Annotated in this window: 18 protein-coding genes and 6 pseudogenes; 18 read left to right on the top strand and 6 right to left on the bottom strand. The window is 31.9% G+C overall.

Annotated elements, in window-relative coordinates; translation table 11 throughout:
* Positions 1–169: 169 nt before the first annotated feature.
* Together rplM and rpsI are read left to right on the top strand one after the other, a co-directional pair.
* On the top strand, positions 170–616 hold the full coding sequence (rplM, locus tag O3601_RS02580; protein WP_001044624.1) for a 50S ribosomal protein L13: 447 nt from the start codon (positions 170–172) through the stop codon (positions 614–616).
* A gap of 18 nt (positions 617–634) precedes the next feature.
* Positions 635–1,027, top strand: a complete 393-nt coding sequence (rpsI, locus tag O3601_RS02575) for a 30S ribosomal protein S9 (RefSeq protein ID WP_000075973.1) — start codon at positions 635–637, stop codon at positions 1,025–1,027.
* 260 nt (positions 1,028–1,287) lie between these two features.
* On the opposite strand, the pseudogene O3601_RS02570 reads toward rpsI, so the two are convergent.
* Together O3601_RS02570 and O3601_RS02565 are read right to left on the bottom strand one after the other, a co-directional pair.
* Positions 1,288–1,401, bottom strand: a pseudogene (locus O3601_RS02570) (site-specific integrase); the annotation flags it as partial.
* 48 nt (positions 1,402–1,449) lie between these two features.
* Positions 1,450–1,746: a cytoplasmic protein gene (locus tag O3601_RS02565; RefSeq protein WP_371470932.1), complete on the bottom strand. Its 297-nt coding sequence runs from the start codon at positions 1,744–1,746 to the stop codon at positions 1,450–1,452.
* 832 nt (positions 1,747–2,578) lie between these two features.
* On the opposite strand from O3601_RS02565, the pseudogene O3601_RS02560 reads away from it, so the two are divergent.
* The 11 genes and pseudogenes from O3601_RS02560 (at position 2,579) to O3601_RS02510 (ending at position 12,080) form a co-directional block, all read left to right on the top strand.
* Positions 2,579–2,924, top strand: a pseudogene (locus O3601_RS02560) (helix-turn-helix domain-containing protein).
* A 4-nt stretch (positions 2,925–2,928) separates the two neighbouring features.
* Positions 2,929–3,990, top strand: a complete 1,062-nt coding sequence (locus tag O3601_RS02555) for a hypothetical protein (RefSeq protein ID WP_371470930.1) — start codon at positions 2,929–2,931, stop codon at positions 3,988–3,990.
* A 130-nt stretch (positions 3,991–4,120) separates the two neighbouring features.
* On the top strand, positions 4,121–4,981 hold the full coding sequence (locus O3601_RS02550; protein ID WP_371470927.1) for an ImmA/IrrE family metallo-endopeptidase: 861 nt from the start codon (positions 4,121–4,123) through the stop codon (positions 4,979–4,981).
* A 10-nt stretch (positions 4,982–4,991) separates the two neighbouring features.
* On the top strand, positions 4,992–5,678 hold the full coding sequence (locus O3601_RS02545; protein ID WP_371470924.1) for an XRE family transcriptional regulator: 687 nt from the start codon (positions 4,992–4,994) through the stop codon (positions 5,676–5,678).
* 3 nt (positions 5,679–5,681) lie between these two features.
* Positions 5,682–7,085, top strand: a pseudogene (locus O3601_RS02540) (Y-family DNA polymerase).
* Positions 7,082–7,444, top strand: a complete 363-nt coding sequence (locus tag O3601_RS02535; RefSeq protein ID WP_371470922.1) for a hypothetical protein — start codon at positions 7,082–7,084, stop codon at positions 7,442–7,444. Before O3601_RS02540 ends, O3601_RS02535 begins: the two are co-directional and overlap by 4 nt.
* Positions 7,437–7,720, top strand: a pseudogene (locus O3601_RS02530) (DUF5960 family protein). The gene O3601_RS02535 and the pseudogene O3601_RS02530 overlap by 8 nt, the downstream one beginning before the upstream one ends.
* A gap of 428 nt (positions 7,721–8,148) precedes the next feature.
* On the top strand, positions 8,149–8,403 hold the full coding sequence (locus tag O3601_RS02525) for a hypothetical protein (RefSeq protein WP_371470920.1): 255 nt from the start codon (positions 8,149–8,151) through the stop codon (positions 8,401–8,403).
* 365 nt (positions 8,404–8,768) lie between these two features.
* Positions 8,769–9,398, top strand: a complete 630-nt coding sequence (locus O3601_RS02520; RefSeq protein ID WP_371470917.1) for a hypothetical protein — start codon at positions 8,769–8,771, stop codon at positions 9,396–9,398.
* A gap of 1 nt (position 9,399) precedes the next feature.
* Complete coding sequence (locus O3601_RS02515; RefSeq protein WP_371470915.1) at positions 9,400–11,034, top strand: AAA family ATPase; 1,635 nt, start codon at positions 9,400–9,402, stop codon at positions 11,032–11,034.
* Between the two features lie 35 nt (positions 11,035–11,069).
* Positions 11,070–12,080: a hypothetical protein gene (locus tag O3601_RS02510; protein ID WP_371470913.1), complete on the top strand. Its 1,011-nt coding sequence runs from the start codon at positions 11,070–11,072 to the stop codon at positions 12,078–12,080.
* Between the two features lie 272 nt (positions 12,081–12,352).
* On the opposite strand, the gene O3601_RS02505 is transcribed toward O3601_RS02510, so the two are convergent.
* Together O3601_RS02505 and O3601_RS02500 are read right to left on the bottom strand one after the other, a co-directional pair.
* Positions 12,353–12,820 carry a DUF1643 domain-containing protein gene (locus O3601_RS02505; protein WP_371470964.1) on the bottom strand — a complete coding sequence of 156 codons (468 nt, stop codon included), beginning with the start codon at positions 12,818–12,820 and terminating at the stop codon, positions 12,353–12,355.
* Positions 12,821–13,100: 280 nt separating this feature from the next.
* Entirely contained in the window at positions 13,101–13,343 is a 243-nt protein-coding gene (locus O3601_RS02500; protein WP_371470967.1) for a hypothetical protein, read from the bottom strand.
* A 154-nt stretch (positions 13,344–13,497) separates the two neighbouring features.
* Between O3601_RS02500 and O3601_RS02495 the strand changes: the two genes are divergently transcribed.
* From O3601_RS02495 to O3601_RS02475, 5 genes and pseudogenes are all read left to right on the top strand, one after another.
* Complete coding sequence (locus tag O3601_RS02495) at positions 13,498–14,424, top strand: DUF5677 domain-containing protein (protein ID WP_371470911.1); 927 nt, start codon at positions 13,498–13,500, stop codon at positions 14,422–14,424.
* On the top strand, positions 14,418–15,488 hold the full coding sequence (locus O3601_RS02490) for a hypothetical protein (protein ID WP_371470909.1): 1,071 nt from the start codon (positions 14,418–14,420) through the stop codon (positions 15,486–15,488). Before O3601_RS02495 ends, O3601_RS02490 begins: the two co-directional genes overlap by 7 nt.
* A 462-nt stretch (positions 15,489–15,950) precedes the next feature.
* The gene (gene pezA / locus O3601_RS02485) at positions 15,951–16,427 is read left to right on the top strand and encodes a type II toxin-antitoxin system antitoxin PezA (protein WP_261054535.1); all 477 of its coding nucleotides are present in this window, start codon (positions 15,951–15,953) and stop codon (positions 16,425–16,427) included.
* Positions 16,427–17,188 (top strand): type II toxin-antitoxin system toxin PezT, encoded by a 762-nt coding sequence (pezT, locus tag O3601_RS02480; protein WP_261054534.1) that lies wholly within the window; start codon positions 16,427–16,429, stop codon positions 17,186–17,188. Before pezA ends, pezT begins: the two co-directional genes overlap by 1 nt.
* 92 nt (positions 17,189–17,280) lie before the next feature.
* Positions 17,281–17,421, top strand: a pseudogene (locus tag O3601_RS02475) (ATP-dependent Clp protease ATP-binding subunit); the annotation flags it as partial.
* A gap of 284 nt (positions 17,422–17,705) precedes the next feature.
* Here O3601_RS02475 and O3601_RS02470 read toward each other — a convergent pair.
* Both O3601_RS02470 and O3601_RS02465 read right to left on the bottom strand, forming a co-directional pair.
* Positions 17,706–18,095: pseudogene (locus tag O3601_RS02470) on the bottom strand (tyrosine-type recombinase/integrase); the annotation flags it as partial.
* A 365-nt stretch (positions 18,096–18,460) separates the two neighbouring features.
* Positions 18,461–19,669, bottom strand: a complete 1,209-nt coding sequence (locus O3601_RS02465) for an ATP-binding protein (protein ID WP_371470906.1) — start codon at positions 19,667–19,669, stop codon at positions 18,461–18,463.
* Positions 19,670–19,682: the final 13 nt, after the last annotated feature.

Genomic DNA, 19,682 nt, shown 5'->3' with positions numbered 1-19,682 from the left:
TTCAGAAAAATATTTTTCATATCTATTGACTTTTAGGGGTGAAATTTGGTATCATAGTAGGCGGTATTGTTTACCCCATTTGAAAGGCCCCGGAACCTTCCAAATACTTTTCGATGGGAAGGAACACCCATCACCGTAAACAAAAATCGAACTATATATAGGAGAAATCATGAACAAAACAACATTTATGGCTAAACCAGGCCAAGTTGAACGTAAATGGTACGTAGTTGACGCAACTGATGTACCACTTGGACGTCTTTCTGCAGTAGTTGCTAGCGTACTTCGCGGAAAAAACAAACCAACATTTACACCACACACTGATACAGGTGACTTTGTGATTGTTATCAATGCTGAAAAAGTTAAATTGACTGGTAAAAAAGCAACTGATAAAATCTACTACACTCACTCAAACCACCCAGGTGGATTGAAACAAATCTCTGCAGGTGAACTTCGTTCTAAAAATGCAGTACGTTTGATCGAGAAATCAGTTAAAGGTATGCTTCCACACAATACACTTGGACGCGCTCAAGGTATGAAGTTGAAAGTATTTGTTGGAGCTGAGCACACTCACGCTGCACAACAACCAGAAGTTCTTGACATTTCAGGACTTATCTAAGGAAAGGAACAATAAAGTATGTCACAAGCACAATATGCAGGTACTGGACGTCGTAAAAACGCTGTTGCACGCGTTCGCCTTGTTCCAGGAACTGGTAAAATCACTGTTAACAAAAAAGATGTTGAAGAGTACATCCCACACGCTGACCTTCGTCTTGTCATCAACCAACCATTCGCAGTTACTTCAACTGTAGGTTCATACGACGTTTTCGTTAACGTTGTAGGTGGTGGATACGCTGGTCAATCAGGAGCTATCCGTCACGGTATCGCTCGTGCCCTTCTTCAAGTAGACCCAGACTTCCGCGATTCATTGAAACGCGCAGGACTTCTTACACGTGACTCACGTAAAGTTGAACGTAAGAAACCAGGTCTTAAGAAAGCTCGTAAAGCATCACAATTCTCAAAACGTTAATTCGAAAGAATTACTATACTTACAGAGAGCACCTTTCGGGGTGTTCTTTTTTGTAATTTCTTACTAAATTGGTGCAATTGACACAGTTGTTGAGAATTTAGTCGCTTACAAATGTGGCTGCAGACTGACAAGGTCAGTTGCCTCAAAACGTTAATCAATACGATTATATCAACGTTTCAAAGCACTCAAAAGTTTACCTTATGGGTGCTTTTTTCGTGTTTTTTTAAAAAGTTTACCTCAAAGTTCACCTTATTTTTATCTTATTGTTTTAGAGACTTTAAAGCAAATTCACCAACTGCCATAGGAACTACATTAGAGGTGTTGACATAAGTCCTTGTTGTAATCGTGTCACTATGCGTTAGTGCTTTATAGATTCCATAGTTTAATCCAGTTTTAGCTATTTTATTTTCTCCTTTATTTTGTTATTTTTTGAGTACTAGCTTCTCAGTAAAAACATTGAGAGCAGGTACCACAGAATTTCCATTCAGCGAAGTGTCCGATAAGAAAATAGGATTAACTGCTTCAACAAGAGCATCTTCTGGAAAGACTGTTGTAGAAGCCGTTGTAATAACGTGAAAGGCACCATGAGTTTCACTATTTAAAATATGTCTTTGGTACTTTCCTTCCTTACCAAAGACATAGCGTGGAGCATTCCCCAATTTTTCGTAGTAAGCTGGACCGATAAATTCTGATTTCATTTTTAAAGTTTCTGGGATCATAAGTATTTTCCTTTCTGATTGTAAAATAAAAAGAGCTAAGCTAACTGCTTTACTCTTGAGTAATAGTGGATAGAAAGTTTACGTTTAAACATTTCTAGTATAGAATTCCACTTCAGCATGAGAAAATCCTGTAATAAGTGATTTCTTTGCTAAAGACTCTAAGTTATTCAAAGCTTGAGTGTATAGTTGTGCGATTAGTTTATTAGATGAACTGAAGATTCTATAGGTAAATGTGTAATTATCGTAAAGTCTTTGACATGTAGTGCGAAAAAAGTTTGTCATAGTTTCCTCCTTTATTGTAAAAGTAAAAAAGCTACTAAGAAAATGGACTTAGTAGCTTGATAGTGAGTCTATCGAGGTAGATAGACAGCAGTAAAGAAAAGTTATTTGGATTGAAGAATTCCTCCTTCACGGTGGCAACGTTTAGCAAGGTGCTTTGCATCAATTACCATAGCTTTCCCAGCTAATCTCAATAGGTAGTCATTATCATACCCATTGGGTTCTCTTACGCCCTTTGGCGAAGCCAGTTCACTTTACTATTCGGAAAAGTGCGAAAGTCCGAAATTCGTGGAAGCCCACAAAAATGTTTTATATCTTCACTTCAACCATTTAGGGACTTGACTTTTCTTTCCAAAACAATTACAATAAAGGCACGAAGTTTAGTGTAGTTTTGGTAATCAGTTCTCTGGTTGTCAGACGCACTTTTTATTAAATTTTCAAAGATCAGATAATAACTTCAAAAGTCTGATATTTTTTTGAAATTTAGTACATCACATATGATGTATTATCAAGTGTTTTGTAAACAAATTTAAAAATATTTTGAGTAAAAAAGATGAATCTTGCGGAACAACTGAAATCATTACGATTAAGTGCTGGTTTAACTCAAACTGAATTAGCGAAGAAATTAAATATTAGTCAACAAAGCTATGCTCGATAGGAGAATGGAAAAGTAACACCATCACTTGAAAAATTGAATGACATTGCACATTTTTTTTGAAGTGAGTATTGACTATCTCTCAGGTAAACAAGATACAGTGGAGCAAGGTGATGGTTTAGATAATATCGAATTGCTTTTTCGTATGAATTCAACAGGATTAACTGATGAGGAAAAGGAAATTTTCAAGAAAGAGTTGATTGAGTTTATGGAAAAGCGGAAGAAGGAATTAAAGAGAAGGTGAAAAAATGATAGAATTTTTAATTAATAAAATCACAGGAAATATTTCTATATCTGCTATATGTACAATACTTATTTTGCCACTTATTTTATATCTATTAAAGGATAAATATGATCGTCGGAAGGAAATTTCAATTGAAGCTGAAGAAGTATATAATGTAAATAGTTTTAATGGAGTACCTGAATTAGTCAATGATTCAACTAATCAATATTCAAATCTAATTTATAATAAAGTCACAGTAAAAAGCTTAAATAAAGAAGTGATATCATCCATAATATTGAATAAAATAAAAAAAGAACCCAATGAGATAGCTGATATAAGATATGACGGGGGACTCTATGTAGATCAACAAAAATATTTATTAATAACTTATAATAATGGGAATAAGGCGGGTGAGACAGGAGATATTAAAATTACAATTAATGCAATTAAGGATGGAACTAGAGAAAAGATTACGTTGGAATCGTTTACGTCGCCTAGTTTATTCATAGAACCAGGTGTGGTTACCGGACAATATAAAATCGATTTACTAGACTATAAAGATGTATTTGAAAAAAATGCTGAGTATGTCTTTTTAGAAATTGATTTTGAAAATCCTAATCATTCCATTCCAAGAGGCGGAGGAAGGTACAATAGAGATACAGGACGTTTCGAGGTGAATTTAGGTGCTGGTCCAGGCCCTTCTATTCAAGAAGTTCCTTTTTTTGATTTGAGTAACTCAGATAAAAAAGAAGAAAAATTTTGTTCTCAAAAGATTGAAAATGTTTCAGATGTTTATTTTACTGTTTTTGTAGATAAAGATTGTTTATTGTCCTATTCGGTAATATTAAAAAGTAATCGTAATAAAATAAAAGGTAGAATGAAGCACTCAATTAGGATTAGAATTCCTAAATATAAACAAGAAAAAACATGTAAATTTGGCTGTTTTTATCTTTTAATAAGAAAAAATAATCCAGATTTAGTGAGCTTTAAGTATTCGTTAGAAACGGTAAAAGATTTAAATAAAGATCTTGTCTTCGATAAGTATGAAACAGCAAAAAAATATGCTAATGCAAAGTTTGATATCTAGTATCGGTTATTTTTTTAAGAGTATTAATTATATAAATCATCCTCTAGTGGACAATTGTCCACTTTTTTTGTATAATAAACTCAACCAATTTGGTTTAGTTGTTACGCTGTACTAAAGGAGGTATGATTCGTTGGATGAATTTTATACTAGAGTAAGCAATGTTACAAAACAGAGACTGTATCAGTATATAAAGGATAATAATACTACACTGTTAGACTATAACTTTAGAGATTTTTTTCAGCATTGTATTAAGAAAAATAAAATTCAAGTTATGAATCATCATTTTACGAATCATAAGATTGAAGGATTGACAATAATTGACCAAGATGGGATAAGTTTTTCTTATGAAAGAGATAATCCAAAAGTTAAGCAGAATTTTACACTGTGTCATGAACTGGGGCACTTTATTCTTAACCATAGTGGTACATGTTTTACTGAATCTGTAGACAATCAGGAAAATGTATTAGAAAGAGAAGCTAATATCTTTTCAGCTGTAGTATTGATGCCCGATATTGTGCTGTTGTCTAAAATTTATTACAGTTGTGAAAGTTTCCAAAAAGTACAAAATAGCCTAGAAGTTTCAAAGCAAGCCTTGTATTTTCGTTTATTGGATTTATTGCGTGAGCATTTTCCTGATAAAGAAGGTCAAATTAAAGAGGCCGTTGAAGAGTATATTGAGAGAAACAATGCTTCAATTCATAATTTCTTTCATACAATCAAAGAAAAAATAATTGCAGAATTTAATCAATATGGACCTTCTTTGATGAATCAGATTCGAAATCGAATTGATGAAAAGGGATTTGTTTCTAGTCAAGAGATACCAGAGTTACTTCATCAAGAAAATTGGGCTAATTTAAAAGAAAATATTAAACATTTGAAAATTTGGTTAGTGTATAATAAGGGCAAACAAATAGCATATGCTTGGGATAGTTTGAAGTTATCGGATGAACAAGCACGGAAAAAAGCTGAATTACAATTATTATTAATGTGAGGTGAATTTAATGTATCAACCAGAAAAACTTAAAGCTCGTAGAAAAGAGCTTGGTATGACACAAAAAGAAATTGCAGACCAATTAGGTATAACGTTTCAAGCTTACTCAGCTTGGGAACGTGGAATAAAAGAACCATCGAAAGAAAAGGTCTCTCAATTAGAAAAGATTCTGAATGTATCAGTAGGATATTTTACTGAGATTGAAATAGTACAGATATATAATAATCTTTCAAATAACGGAAAAGAAAAAGTAGTAGCCTATGCTCACGACTTGTTGGAAGAAGAGAAAAGTAAAAAAGTGACATATATTTCAGAAAAACTTTTTGAATATCATGTTTACGAAAGAATGTCTGCAGGTATTGGTGCTTCTGTTTATGGTGACCGTAATTTTGATACAGTCTATTTTAATGAGGAGTTAGCTCATGATTTTGCTTCTTGGGTATCAGGTGATTCAATGGAACCAAAATATCATAATGGATCTGTAGCTCTGATTCGAGAGACTGGTTTTGATTCTGATGGGGCCGTTTACGCAGTTGTATGCAACAATCAAACCTATATTAAAAGAGTCTATCGTGAAGAAGGAGGATTACGCTTAGTTTCTATTAATCCAAAATACAAAGATATTTATCTCTCCTATGACGAGGATCCACGAGTTGTAGGAATCATTGTTGGGAATTTTGTACCTATGGAGGGTTAGGTTGTGGGCTATTTTGATTATTCAAAAGAACCTAGAAGCGATATTGCTTTTGTTGATATGAAATCTTTTTACGCTAGTGTTGAGTGTGTAGAGAGGGGCTTGCATCCTTTAAAGACTTCTTTATGTGTTATGAGTCGAGCAGATAACTCAGCTGGTCTTATTTTAGCATCTTCTCCCATGTTTAAGAAAATATTTGGGAAATCAAATGTAGGGCGTTCTTATGATTTACCATTTGATATCAAAACAAGAAGGTTCTCGTATTATAATGCTAAGAAACAGGGATTACCCACAGACTCTGAATATGTAAGATATATTGAAGAGTGGGCTAAAGTGACATTTATTGTCCCACCAAGAATGGATGAGTACATTGCAGTGAATATGGAAATCCAACAAGTATTTCAGAACTATGGAAGTCCAGACGATATTTATCCATACTCTATCGATGAAGGTTTTATAGATTTGACAAGCTCACTTAATTACTTTGTTTCAGATTAGAAAATTTCTCGTAAAGATAAACTAGATATGATTTCAGCTAGAATTCAAAAAGATATTTGGAGGCGTACTGGGATTTATTCTACAGTAGGGATGTCTAATGCGAACCCTTTACTTGCTAAACTAGCACTTGATAATGAAGCTAAGAAAACTCCAACTATGAGAGCTAACTGGTCTTATGAAGATGTTGAAAATAAAGTATGGTCTATTCCTAACATGACTGATTTTTGGGGGATAGGATATCGTATGGAAAAACGATTAAATAATTTAAGTATTTATTCGATTAAGGATTTAGCCAATACAAATCCGGATATGTTAAAGAAAAGTCTTGGGGTGGCTGGTCTTCGATTATGGTTTCATGCAAATAGAATAGATGAAAGTAATGTTCATAATCCTTATGAGCCTAAATCTAAAGGATTAGGTAATTCTCAAGTATTACCACGAGACTATGACAAGAAAAGAGATATTGAAATCATTCTTGGAGAGATGACTGAACAAGTAGCTATTCGCTTAAGACGAGCAGGTAAAAAAACGGCAGTTGTTTCAATACATCTCGGGTACTCAAAATATGAAAATAAGCGTTCTATTAATACTCAATTAAAAGTTGAACCAACAAATCATACAGATACACTGATAAACTTTGTTTTACAGTTGTTCCATAATAAATATAATTCGGGAGCAATCCGAAGTGTAGGAGTCAACTATTCAGGACTAGTGGATGAATCTTTTAGTCTGATTTCACTTTTTGATGATGTTGACAAAATTGAAAAAGAAGAAAGGCTCCAGCTAGCAATCGATTCTATTGGGGATCGGTTTGGATTTACTTCGTTACTTAAGGCTAATGCGCTTGATAGTGCATCTAGAATTATAGCAAGAAGTAAGCTGATAGCAGGAGGTTTAGATGGACTAAAATGATTGACCGTTCTTATTTACCATTTCAATCAGCAAGAGAGTATCAAGATCTAGGTATACAAAAGTGGATGGGCTTTTTCCTTTCAGAACATACGAGTTCTCTTTACGAGGAGCGAAATAGAGTAGACATATCACCTGGATTAAGTAAAGATAAAAAACTTTTATTCCTTTCTCAGCTCTATATTGGACAATTAAAAGGACGTTTTACTGTGAAATACAGAGTTCAAAAACTTACTATAGATGGAATGATTAGGGAACTGTCAAACAAAGAAATATCTGTCAAAACAAGTGATGGATATAGACGAGTGCAGATTGAAGATATTTTACAAATTCAGCCTGTGGAGGGTATAATATATGAGTAGAAAAGACCTCTATGAGAATAAATTACAGATGGATTATTTTTCAGAATATTATATACGGTTTGAAGAAGACTTTCAGAAGATGTACCTTTGACGTTTTTGATTGACGATATTTTACGGACAATGGCCTTGAATCAGAAAAACTATTTCAAACTGAATAAAGAGAATACAAAAGATGGCAGAAATCATTATTTTTATTTCTTAATTAACGTAGATAAGGAAAACACGAAAGTAAGAAAATTTAAGTACATAAAATCAACTTCAGTTTATCATAGTTAGAGTTGAAGGATCAATTCAAGCCCTTTTCTAGTAATATTTTTTATGATACAATGGAAGGAGGTGAGGGGACTATTTTTTGGAACTAGTAACGCCTTACATATCCTGAAAGGAAGTGTCTTCATGAAGCGGCTAGGTTCTATTCCGACATATAAATTGATATTTTTATCTTTTTTTAAAACCTGCCAATTTCTTTGGTGGGCTTTTTGCCATGTAGAAGTGGAGGATGAAGATGGCTTATAGTTTATCAAAAGAATTGTAACAAGAACTCAAAGGGTTTAGTGCATGAGTTGTAGGAGGAGAATACGAATTCCAGTTTGTAGTGGAAAAACATTCGCATCGAATGAGACAAGCAAAATAGAAGTATCGAAATCAATAAAGAAAATCTAAAGTGTAGAAGTACAAAAATTGAGTAATAGAAAGGGAGCAATATGGCAAAGAAACCAAGTTATCGATTTGTAAACTATGATGAACCTTGGGAAGAGAAGAAGTTTGGGGAAGTTGTAAAACGTTCTTCTAAATCAATAGAAAATTCAGATTTACCTATAGTTGAATATGAGGATGTAATTTCTGGAGAAGGTAGGTTGAATAAGAATATTTTCCAGAAATCTAGTAATAAAAAGGGATTATTTTTTTCTAAGGATGATGTATTATTTGGAAAACTCAGACCGTATTTGCAGAATTGACTGCTTATCTCAAAAACTAAATGAAAATTAAATGATGTTTTATTTTAATGATACTAATAAAACATCTCGTGCAAAATTGAAATATACCCCAAAAGTTAGACAATAAAAATCTAACTGTTGGTTTTAATTAATATGACCTAAAAAATTTTTTGAAAACCATTCTTTGATGAAATTGCACAAGCTATTGAACCAGGTAAGCAACAACTCAATTTGCCTGAAAAAAGCTCAATATGGATTTAAACAAAGTTGTTCCTCAATGGATGCAGAAAATGAAATTAAAGTTAATGATAGAAACTTCTATATATAAGAAATATAAATAATTTTGAAACAGTTGGTGAAAAATTAGATATTAAGTTGGAGGATTTATGGCGTGTAAAGGTTTGGTTATGGCAGGAGGGACTGGTTTAACTACAGGTATTTTAAATACAATTGAGAACAAAGTCAATAAAGAAGACATTCTGAGAGCCATAGGAACGAAGAACGAACATTATAACGAAATAAATGGAGATGACAATGATTTTTATTCAATTTGGGGGTATAGTGACAGGGATAGGAAATTTACAAATAGACAGCCTCAGAAAGGAGATTTGATTTTTATAACGAATAAGAATGCCGCCGTCTACTTTGGAGAAGTTTTTTTATGCTTTTCATCTACAGAACTGGACTTTATTTGGAATGGAAGAAAAAGATGGCCTTTTAAAATACTCTTTAAAGAAGTATATCAGATATTTATTCCAGATCCGAATAATGCAGTTAAAAAAAATTTTGAAATTTTAATTCAATCAAATCAATTTGCTCCCTCGCGTGGAACTATATCTCATATAGAAAAACTTTATAATCAAAATGTTGGTTTTAGAAATATAATCGATAAAGAAGATGTAAGGGGAAACTTTCAGGGAGCAATGTATCTTGATATTGACATTAAAAAATTATTAAATAATTTAGAACGATATATGATCCAAAGTCATTTTGAATGTATTAGGAAGATTGTGTAATATGAAATTAAATGAAATCTATTTTAAGTCACTAAAGAAGTCATTCCCAACGGTAAACGAAGGGTTTAGATTTAAATATTATGATAAAATCAATTCGTTAACTTGTATTGTAGGTAAAAATGGCATAGGAAAGACTAGATTTTTGAATAGTATACTTCAAAATAGAGCAGGAGTAGATCTTCTATTTAATGATGGTACAATAAAATTTGGAATTGAAAAGTCACCGAATGTGAGACCATATTTTAACGTAGATAGAAAGAGTGTTAGATATATCAATAATAGCTTTGCGATTATTAAGTATTCATCTGCAATTGAATATGGTCCTATTAGGGAAAATGTAATTGGTCATGATGTATCAACTTCCTATTTATTACAAAAAATGAGCTTAAGTGGATTAAACCGCTATGATGTAATAAATCAGATAGCTGTGGTTGCAAAAAAACTAGAAAAAATTTCAGAGTTAATTAACTTTAACAATAAAAAGATTAAAGTCTGTCTTTCTGATGAAGGAGAAGCAATTTACAGTCTAAAAGATAAATATTTCAACAGTTATTTGTTTGAAAATGCAAAGGACTTATTTGAAACACATAATAAATATAAGGGTGTATTAAGAAAAAAATTTATTTCTATTTTGTTTGATGAATTATTAGTTTCTGATAGCTTGAATTCACTGAAAGAAGAATTAAATGAAGATCCAATTAAGGTGTTATTTAATGAAATTAACTCTACAAATTTTTCAGTAACTAAAAAATTTTATGAATTACTTAGTGAGATAACATCTGATATATTCACTACTCAGGTAAAAAAATTCTTTGAGGTATATTCTTTAATTACTGATAATTCTAATGATTTTCTTAAATCAGGTAGAATATTCAAACTGCATTCTGAAGATGATCTGAATACTATCAACAGTGTTATTGAATTTTTCTACCCTGAAACAAATTTAGAAGATTGCAATATTCTGTACGAAGTATTTAGTGTCTTATCATTCTCTTGGGACGGCCTTAGTTCGGGTGAAATGTCTATTTTGAACTTATTAGGTAGGCTATATTCCGGTAAGAAAATTTATGGTAATATACCGAACAAGTTATTGCTAATAGATGAGGTTGATCTGGGCTTACACCCCGAGTGGCAGCGTCTTTGGATTAGTGATGTATTACCTCTAATATCTGAAATTTTATGTTCGGATGATCAGGAACTTCAGGTAATTATTACCACTCACTCACCGATAATTCTTTCAGATATATTAAATCAAGATATTATTTATCTTGGAGATGGAGAATTACAGGAGAAAACTTTCGGACAAAATATTTACACATTGTTTAATAACTCGTTTTTTTTGGATGATGTTCAAGGAAAATTTGTTAGCGATAAATTAGCTTATATTTCAAACTTCTTAAATGAATTAAGTTCGAAAAGACAATTTGAACTGACTAAGGAGAATTGTAATAAGTTAAGAGAAATTTTAGGAGTATCAAATACAGGAGAAATAAATAATATCTCTGAATTTAAAGAAATTTTACACAGTTTAATTGACTCAATAGGAGAAGAAATACTTCGGAACTATTTTTGGTACCTATTTCATGAAATTAACTTTTATCCAGAAAAAAGACAAAGCGAGATTGAAAAACTCTGAATTTAATTGAAGGAATTGGAAGGAAGGAAATTGGAATGATTTATATTGGAACTTATCCGTATAAAGAGGTTTTAGAGTATACCAAATATATGGGAAGAAAAGTTGATAAACAGTTGAAAAGAGATATAGTTCAACTGATAAATAATGATCTAGATAAAAGTCGTGTGAAAGAAATATCAGATTTTGAAGAGTTATTAACTATGGATTTTACACGATTAAAATCCATCTATTATAATTTTAAAAAACCATTTGGTATTGAAGGAATTGAAAATAAGATTGAGTTTTTTAAGGCAATGCGTGATGAAGACTTGGCTAAGATAGATGATATAAATATAAAAAAATATATGGATAATATTTATTCCAATATTATTTTAAGACTAGAAAAAGATAAAAATAGTATAATTGAATTCAAAGCTAAGTATAAACATTTTACAGGAGAAAGAGTAGGGAAAGAGAAGAAAAATAATATCGAATTATCTAAAGCTTTAAAACTAACAGTTTGTCCATATTGTAATCGAAACTTCATAAATAATAGGGGGGAACGAGAGTCGGGCCGTCAGTTTGATCATTTTTATAGTCGAAGTAAGGTGCCATATTTTGCACTATCATTATATAATTTAGTTCCAAGTTGCACAGTTTGTAATCATACTAAAAAAACTTCTAATAATATGACATGTTGTCCATTCGATCCAGAAAATGCAATTGAAAGAAAACTGAAGTTTAAAGTTGAATTTCCTACTGGTAATATTAGTGTACAGAAGACAGCCCCTGATGTAGAGACTTTGAAATTAAATGAAGCATATGAAATTCATTCAGAAGATGTAAAACGTTTGTTTAATAAAGAGAAAAAGTATTGTAGAGATTACCGTAAAAGACTATTAAAGAAAATAGCTCCTGGGTATCATTATCTACTCTCTGAGCAACAGTTTGACAGAATGATTTTTGGCGAAGCCATGTATTTAGATCATCAAAAATTTAGAAATGAGCCTTTATCGTATTTAAAATATGATACGTATAAAACAATAAAAAAATTTTATAAATATTAATAAATAAAGATATCAATTTAGCTCTCTGCTTATGAATTAATTTACTCAAAAACTAATATATTAGGGAACTGTTTTGAATTGAGATATCATACAATATATAGTACAGAAGTTCCAAAGACATCTACTTAAAATTTATCGTGTTTTTATACAGAGAAGTAATTATTTGTCACCAAAATAGTTTATTATAAAGTTATCTCTTTGTATCATAACTTCAAAATATTGGTAAAAAAATAACTTTCCGGAAAATACTTATTTTTCGGAAAGTTAAAGGTCTATGCTTTGTATGAGGAAGGTTTTATGTCTTTGGATAAGTAGAGTGGATGACTAGGGGTTCCATTTTTATTTCTCTTTAAGCAATGTAAGTTAGGTATCAATGAAATAACTTCTTTATCACGACTAAAAAGTCTTCCTGGATTTCCCCAGCATGCAATAATTAAATCTACTTCAGATGCAGATTTTAGGATATAAGAATCATTTTCTGGTCCAACTGGATCCGCTTCGTGGTTAAGCTTGTTTGGATCAGTACTTCTGAAAGCAAAAAGATTTGCCATTAGGATTTTTCCATAACCCCAATATTTAGCATAATTGATACACTTTCGAATTGTAGGATCATCAGTTTTTTCGTCAGCCGTAGACGGATTTAATCCAATAAATAGAACAGTTGGTTTTGTCTCATCCCAAGTACGAGAAAGTATGTAACAGTATTTTCTATCTTCAGATAGGATAGCGTCTTTTATTATTGTGAACCTCCATTTTCTTCTATTATATACTATAATTGAAAGAAAACTATTAGTAAATTTTAATTGCAAAGAAAATATTTAAACTAATTCCTCTATTTCAATTAAACTCATTCATTTTTTTAAAATAAAAAAGCAGAATGAATTCTGCAAGTGCTTGATATTGCAATACTTTTAATCCAACTGAAACTCATACTTTCCAAACCAGGCTTGAAAAAAGCTCGTAAAGCATCACAATTCTCAAAACGTTAATCAATACTATTATATCAAGGTTTACAGACATTCAATAATTTACTCTTGGATGTCTTTTTTGTTTGAAAAATCTAAAGTTCACCCCAAATATTTGAATCTTGAATTTCCATGAATAGGTTCCATTACGACTATTACCAGAATTATAGCCTACTTTATCGTAAGGTTCATAGCCTAAAAGTGCTGATAATTCTGCTTTCGACTTATCAATATTTTCTCCGCTTTTAATAGTTTTGCCTGATAGCGAAGAGGTTTTGAGTAAAAATTTATACAGCAATAGTCACTCTTTTAATCAAAGACTAGATATACTTGTTAAAGTAGTAAATGAAATATCTGACCAATATAGTCAATTATCAACGGATGTAAGATATTTTTTACTGTATTACAAGATGCTACAGGGAAAAATTAAATTTGTAGAATCGCAGTTACACATGGCAGACGGATTAAGTAAGTACCCTTACTTAGATATATCGGATCCAGAAATGAGAATTATTCGTCCTCAGATTCGCTCTATGGAGGTAGCTTTATCAATGTCCGAATATATGAATTATCCTTATAGTAAAAGATTTTGGAATAATATTAGTCAGCTAACTGATTGTGAGGTATATTCAATTGTTATGGATAGAAGTAATGCTATAGATTTGAATAAGATAAAAGAGACAGTATCTTCGGCATTAAAATATTACAGAGATATGATTCAAAGTATAGAGCCTTTTAACGAGAAACTCTATGTTTTGACTAGTATCCTAACCTATTCTTATAAGCGGTTACTGGAATTAATGAATCATGATTTACAATATACGATTTCAGGTCGTTCCATAGTAAGGTCGTGCATTGAAAACTATGTGATGACAAAATATTTAATTGCCGAAGAAGAAAAACACAAAAATATTTGGGAAGAATATCAATATTATGGTATTGGTGGATATAAACTAATTTCAGAACGCTATATAGAAAATCAGCCTGAATTAACAAACTCTCATATTAATTTTGAATATCTGAATTTACTAATATCTGAATTTCAAAATAAAGAATTTATAGATATGGATACTAGATATTTCGGAAAAGGGAATATAAGACAAAAGTTTAAACAAGTTGAGGAAGATGATTTATATAAATATCACTATGATTATGATTCTCAATTTGAACATGGACTTTGGGGAGCGATTAGAGAAAGCTCAATTTTGAAATGCAACTCTGCTGGACACCAATTCCACGGTATTCCCGATGTAGACGATATTCAAAAATTGCCCGATGTTAGTCATGGTCTAGTGATGGTTTTAACAAAACATCTATCAGTGATTAAAGAAGTGTTTCCTATTCCAAGTGAGCAAATAGAAGGTGATAGTTTATGCTAGATAGACTAAGACAATCACAAAATGACTATTTAGAGTTACTGAAGAGAGTTAGAGGGGACTTGGACTTAGAGAATGTAGCTTATCATTTAGATAAAATTAGAAATTTTTGGTTTAGAAAACAAAAATTATTAGAGATGTGTAGCCAATATCTCTTTAATAATTCGAACACATATTTTTATACAGCAGTTTCTAAATTTAATATAGATAACTCAGATAAGAACATCCTCTTTGCATTAGGGAATTATCAAATATTTGACGATCCAATACTATCCTATTTAGAAGTAATGGAAAAAGGAAATACAGTACATCAAATAGAAAGATACTTCAAAAAATTAAAAGAAAAAATTGTAGAGTCAATAGATGATTTGATAGTTTTATTAGAAAAAGAGATTCCAAATTTTTACGTATTACCACTAAGATTTTCTAGTTCAACTATCAACAAAGAAAAAGTTGATATCAGACCGTTTATTGAAAACTTCTTTATAGAAGGCATTGATTTTAATAATTTACACAAGTACGAGAATATAGATACTGTGGTCGTACATGAATACTTGTCGCAGATATTACTCTTTGATTATGATGATCCTACACAAGCGATAAAAGACCGTTTGAAACAATATCGAATTGAGTACTCAGATATAGTCCCACAAGATATGAATGATACAGAACTTTTCCGATTTATTATCTATGGCTATTTCAGTCAAGCTATGGATATTTTTCTGACGTCCTACTCTTTCAATATTTCCCCATTCTTTTCTAGATTAATTACATACATAAATTATAATGTTTTCTTATTGAATATCGTGCACAATTCGAAACAAGAAAAACTAGAACATTTGTTAAAAATGTCAAGATTAACCTTACCCATTTGGTTTGAATACGATAAAAAAGGAGTTGAACTAAGTATTTCTGAAATACGTGAAAGAGCAAAAAATATAAACTTTTCAGATCGTATAAGAGAGCTTTATAATGCTCTCGATGATATCAACACCCAGAAGCAGTTGATTACTGAGGTTGAGAATTGTGTAAATTTATTGATAAATTATGAAGGTAGAGGTTACTAGTATGTTGTTTCTCAATAACATAAGCTCCGAAAACGAATTTTTTGTAATCTAATGATAATCCATTGCTTGTAAGATTAGGTTATAAGTATTTATTTCCAACGAAAATGAAGTTTGAATGCTTAATTTAATAGGCTTTTACAGATATTTGATTTTTGTTACCCAAAACCATGCTTGAAAAAAGCTCGTAAAGCTAGCAAATTTTCAAAATGTTAATCAATACGATTATATCAATGTTTTAAAGCATTCAAGAGTCATCTCTTGGGTGCCTTTTTGTTTTGCTTAAAAATTTAAAAACTATGGGAAGCAGCATGATATCGGTACTTTTCAAAGTTTTCATTATGTAGTCTTCAATCTATAAATCTGAGATATTAATACTTTTAATAAAGTTTATTTCTTGTGCACCAAAAATGGTGCGTTTATATTTTTTTTGCTATAATAGAAATAAATAAAAGGAGGGCTCTCATGATTGGAGAAAATATAAAAACATTACGTAAAACACATGATCTCACCCAACCTGAATTCGCAAAGATTATTGGCATCTCTCGAAATAGCCTGAGCCGTTATGAGAATGGAACAAGTTCAGTTTCTACAGAATTAGTAGATCGTATTTGCAAAAAATTTAATGTTTCCTATCTCGATATCGTAGGGGAGGAAAAAATGCTCACACCAGTAGAAGATTATCAGTTAACATTAAAAATAGAATTGATAAAGGAACGAGGAGCGAATGTCTTAGCGCAACTTTATCGTTTTCAAGATGAACAAGTAATTGAATTTGATGATAGTTCTAATCCTTGGGTTCTAATGAGCGATGATCTTTCTGATTTGATTAACACGAAGATTTATCTTGTTGCTACTTTTGAGGAAGTAGAGCGATATAATGGCTATTTGGATGGTATTGAACGTGTGCTAGAACAAGCTGGTCATCTGGTGGTGGCTTAATGAAATTAGATAAATTTAGCCAGGATGACTTTATTAAAGCCTCTAATCGACTCGTTCGTTCTTTAACTCGTGGAAAAACAACTTCATCTCAGCCCAAGGCTATTTTGCTTGGTGGGCAGAGTGGTGCTGGTAAGACAACGATTCATCGTATTAAACAAAGGGAATTTCAAGGAAATATCATTATCATTGATGGAGATAGTTATCGCTCTTTTCATCCGAACTACCCTACTCTACAGGAAAAGTATGGCAAAGATAGTGTGGATTATACCAAAGTATTCGCGGGACAAATGGTTGAATATCTTGTAGATGAGTTGAGTAAACAAGGTTATCATTTATTAATCGAGGGTACATTGAGAACAACCGAAGTTCCTCGGAAAACAGCACAATTATTGACAACTAGAGATTATCAAGTCTCACTTGCACTGATTGCGACTAAGCCTGAATTGTCCTATCTCAGTACTTTGATACGTTATGAGGAGCTCTACGCCATAGAGCCTAGTCAAGCGAGAGCGACTCCCAAAGCACACCATGATGGAATTGTAGAACATTTGGTTGATAACTTACAGGAGTTGGAAAAGGATAAACTTTTTAGTCAAATTCAAATTTATCAAAGAGACCAATCATGTGTTTATGATTCGCAAGTAGACGAAATCTCAGCAGCAGAAGTTCTGCACGAATGCCTATTTGGAAAATGGAATACGGTGGAAAAAGAGATGTTGAAGATAGGGCAGGAAAGGTTGAGGGAGTTAGGTGATAATTGATAAGTGACGCAGGGGTAATTTATGAGTACACTAAAAAAGTAATTTATTTTCATAAATAGACAGCAATAGACAGCAATAAATTTTTTACAGAAGCTAAGGATTTATTGTCCAGAGAAACCAAAATTGTATTAATTGATGAATGTGATAAAGTAAATGCTGCCTTATAAAATGTTTTTTATCAAATGTTTGATGAGGGAGAGTTGGAAGATATAAATTACTTGGTAGATGTTTCCATAGGGTAAAATTCACACCATTTAACTGAAACTTATTCAAATTAGTTGTGAATTTATTTTCAGGAAACACGGGAAAACGTTGATTTTAAAGGAATAACGAAACTTGTTGAAATAAAAATGTATAAAACCAGGCTTGAAAAAGGCTCGTAAAGCATTACAGTTCTCAAAACGTTAATCAATACGATACTATCAACGTTTCAAAGCACTCAAGAGTTTACCTTATGGGTGCTTTTTTCGTGTTTTTTTGAAAAGTTCACCTCAAAGTTTACCTTATTTTCATCTTATTATTTTAGAGACTTTAAGGCAAATTCACCGACTGCCATAGGGACTACATTAGAAGTATTGACATAAATCTGTGTTGTACCTGTATCACTGTGTGTTAGGGCTTCGGAAATGGCTTCTAAGTTCATTCCTGCCTGTTTAGCGAGCGTTGCTCCCGTATGACGTAGTTTGTGTGGTATAGCGTGTGCCAGCTCTTTATGTCGCTTTCTAATGCTTTTCATTTTATTGTTTAGATAGTCAGCATGTAAAGGATTATTGATGTTTCCTTTTGTGTCGATATATGTAAAAACAAATTGTTCTGGATTACTGATGATGCCAAACTTTGCTAGTTCATATTTTTGTTGCTCTTTCTAAGAGGTAAGAAGCTGAAGTAAGTCATTATTAATAGAGAAAAATAGGATAGCAAAAGCTCTATTTCAGGAGAAAATGAAGCAAATATTTCCATAATAAAACGCATACTATCAAGTTTTTTCATACCTGATAGTATGCGTTTTTAGGATTTTAAATCCTGATTGCTTGGCCTCTTTTTCATTATAGTTCCGTTTGATTTATAGTTTCATTAATTCTATGGAGATTCATCATTTTGAGTAATAATAGTACTTCCAGAAGTTATAGATCCCATTACATTCCCAATTTCTATCTTCAAGTGTCTGTATTATATAGTGTGGTCTAAATTCCTCATATCCTGTTAGGATTTGGGTAGAATCATTGATAAGAGACTGTTACAAATCTAGTTAGCTGTATGATTTATGATTATCTACTTTTCTAGTAACCAATCTATAATGTTTTTCTTCTCAATACCATTGTAATTGGCTGTTGGCTGAATCGTATCCATTGTTAATAGATATTTTGGGAATTGATCTTTAATGGCTTCTAGTGGTCTAAGTTCTCTTTCTAGTGTTTCTGGAGCAAGTGTTGTTTCACTGACTTGATAATAAGCGTAGTGACCAACATCAGTTACAACAACAAAATCAACCTCATATTTATCTAAATTACCAACATATACTTGTGAATATCTACGTCTCAATTCCAAATAGACAATATTTTCCAAGATATGGCCAATATCTTCTTTGTGGTCTGGCAATAAGAGGTGTCGTAAACCTAAATCAACGGGATAATATTTTTCTAAGCGTTGCAATAATGCTCTACCTTTTACATCAAAACGTGGAACGGAATAAAAAAGTAAACTGTCTGTCAAAGTCGTCAAATAATTTTCTAAAGTATTATGGGAGATTGAAACACTTTGGCTGACCAGGGTATTACGAATCTTATTTGTTGATATTAAGCTACCTGTACTACTGAGAAGGGTTCGGACAATGCGTTCAATAATAGTAGGATTTGGATTTCCTAATCTAGTTACAATATCATTTAACAGTATGGAGTTATATATTCCTCTTAGATAATCAATTTTTTCAGCGTAAGATGATGTTTGCAATAAGTAAGGGAAAGCACTAAAGAGATAATTGTTAAAAATTTCTGTTGTATTCAGATTCTCTGAGAGAGATTGACCTGATAGGTATTCTTCAAATGACAATGGAAGAACTTCTATCTCAACATAACGCCCAGTCAAGTTTGTAGCTAATTGGCTACTCATAAAGTAGGCGTTGGATCCAGTCAAATAGAGGTCAACATTTGGCAAGATGAATAGACTATCTGCTACCAGTTCAAATTTTTCAACATGTTGAATTTCATCTAAAAAGATATAGTATGTTTTCTCCCCAACTAACTGCTCTTTTATATAAGCGAATAATGTTTGAAAATGTCGCAGGTCATAGTAACTCAAATCTTCGAAATTGATGGATATGATTTGATCTTCGTCTACGCCAGTTGTTAGTAACTCCTCTTTATAGAGTTGAAAAAGCACAGATTTACCAGCTCGTCTAACTCCACTCACAACCTTAATAATTTGTCGGTCACGATGTCTTCTTAAAAAGTCTAAATAATGTGGTCTTTTGATATAGTTCATAATAGATACCTCA

Source organism: Streptococcus sp. 20925_1_69 (assembly GCF_041432365.1).
Taxonomy (GTDB): Bacteria; Bacillota; Bacilli; order Lactobacillales; family Streptococcaceae; genus Streptococcus.
This window is presented reverse-complemented; position numbering and strand designations above follow the sequence as displayed.

Coding starts and splice junctions, on each gene's coding strand:
- rplM (WP_001044624.1), top strand. CDS start 170: ATGAACAAAACAACATTTATGGCTAAACCAGGCCAAGTTGAACGTAAA.
- rpsI (WP_000075973.1), top strand. CDS start 635: ATGTCACAAGCACAATATGCAGGTACTGGACGTCGTAAAAACGCTGTT.
- O3601_RS02565 (WP_371470932.1), bottom strand. CDS start 1,746: ATGATCCCAGAAACTTTAAAAATGAAATCAGAATTTATCGGTCCAGCT.
- O3601_RS02555 (WP_371470930.1), top strand. CDS start 2,929: ATGATAGAATTTTTAATTAATAAAATCACAGGAAATATTTCTATATCT.
- O3601_RS02545 (WP_371470924.1), top strand. CDS start 4,992: ATGTATCAACCAGAAAAACTTAAAGCTCGTAGAAAAGAGCTTGGTATG.
- O3601_RS02535 (WP_371470922.1), top strand. CDS start 7,082: ATGATTGACCGTTCTTATTTACCATTTCAATCAGCAAGAGAGTATCAA.
- O3601_RS02525 (WP_371470920.1), top strand. CDS start 8,149: ATGGCAAAGAAACCAAGTTATCGATTTGTAAACTATGATGAACCTTGG.
- O3601_RS02520 (WP_371470917.1), top strand. CDS start 8,769: ATGGCGTGTAAAGGTTTGGTTATGGCAGGAGGGACTGGTTTAACTACA.
- O3601_RS02515 (WP_371470915.1), top strand. CDS start 9,400: ATGAAATTAAATGAAATCTATTTTAAGTCACTAAAGAAGTCATTCCCA.
- O3601_RS02510 (WP_371470913.1), top strand. CDS start 11,070: ATGATTTATATTGGAACTTATCCGTATAAAGAGGTTTTAGAGTATACC.
- O3601_RS02495 (WP_371470911.1), top strand. CDS start 13,498: ATGGCAGACGGATTAAGTAAGTACCCTTACTTAGATATATCGGATCCA.
- O3601_RS02490 (WP_371470909.1), top strand. CDS start 14,418: ATGCTAGATAGACTAAGACAATCACAAAATGACTATTTAGAGTTACTG.
- pezA (WP_261054535.1), top strand. CDS start 15,951: ATGATTGGAGAAAATATAAAAACATTACGTAAAACACATGATCTCACC.
- pezT (WP_261054534.1), top strand. CDS start 16,427: ATGAAATTAGATAAATTTAGCCAGGATGACTTTATTAAAGCCTCTAAT.
- O3601_RS02465 (WP_371470906.1), bottom strand. CDS start 19,669: ATGAACTATATCAAAAGACCACATTATTTAGACTTTTTAAGAAGACAT.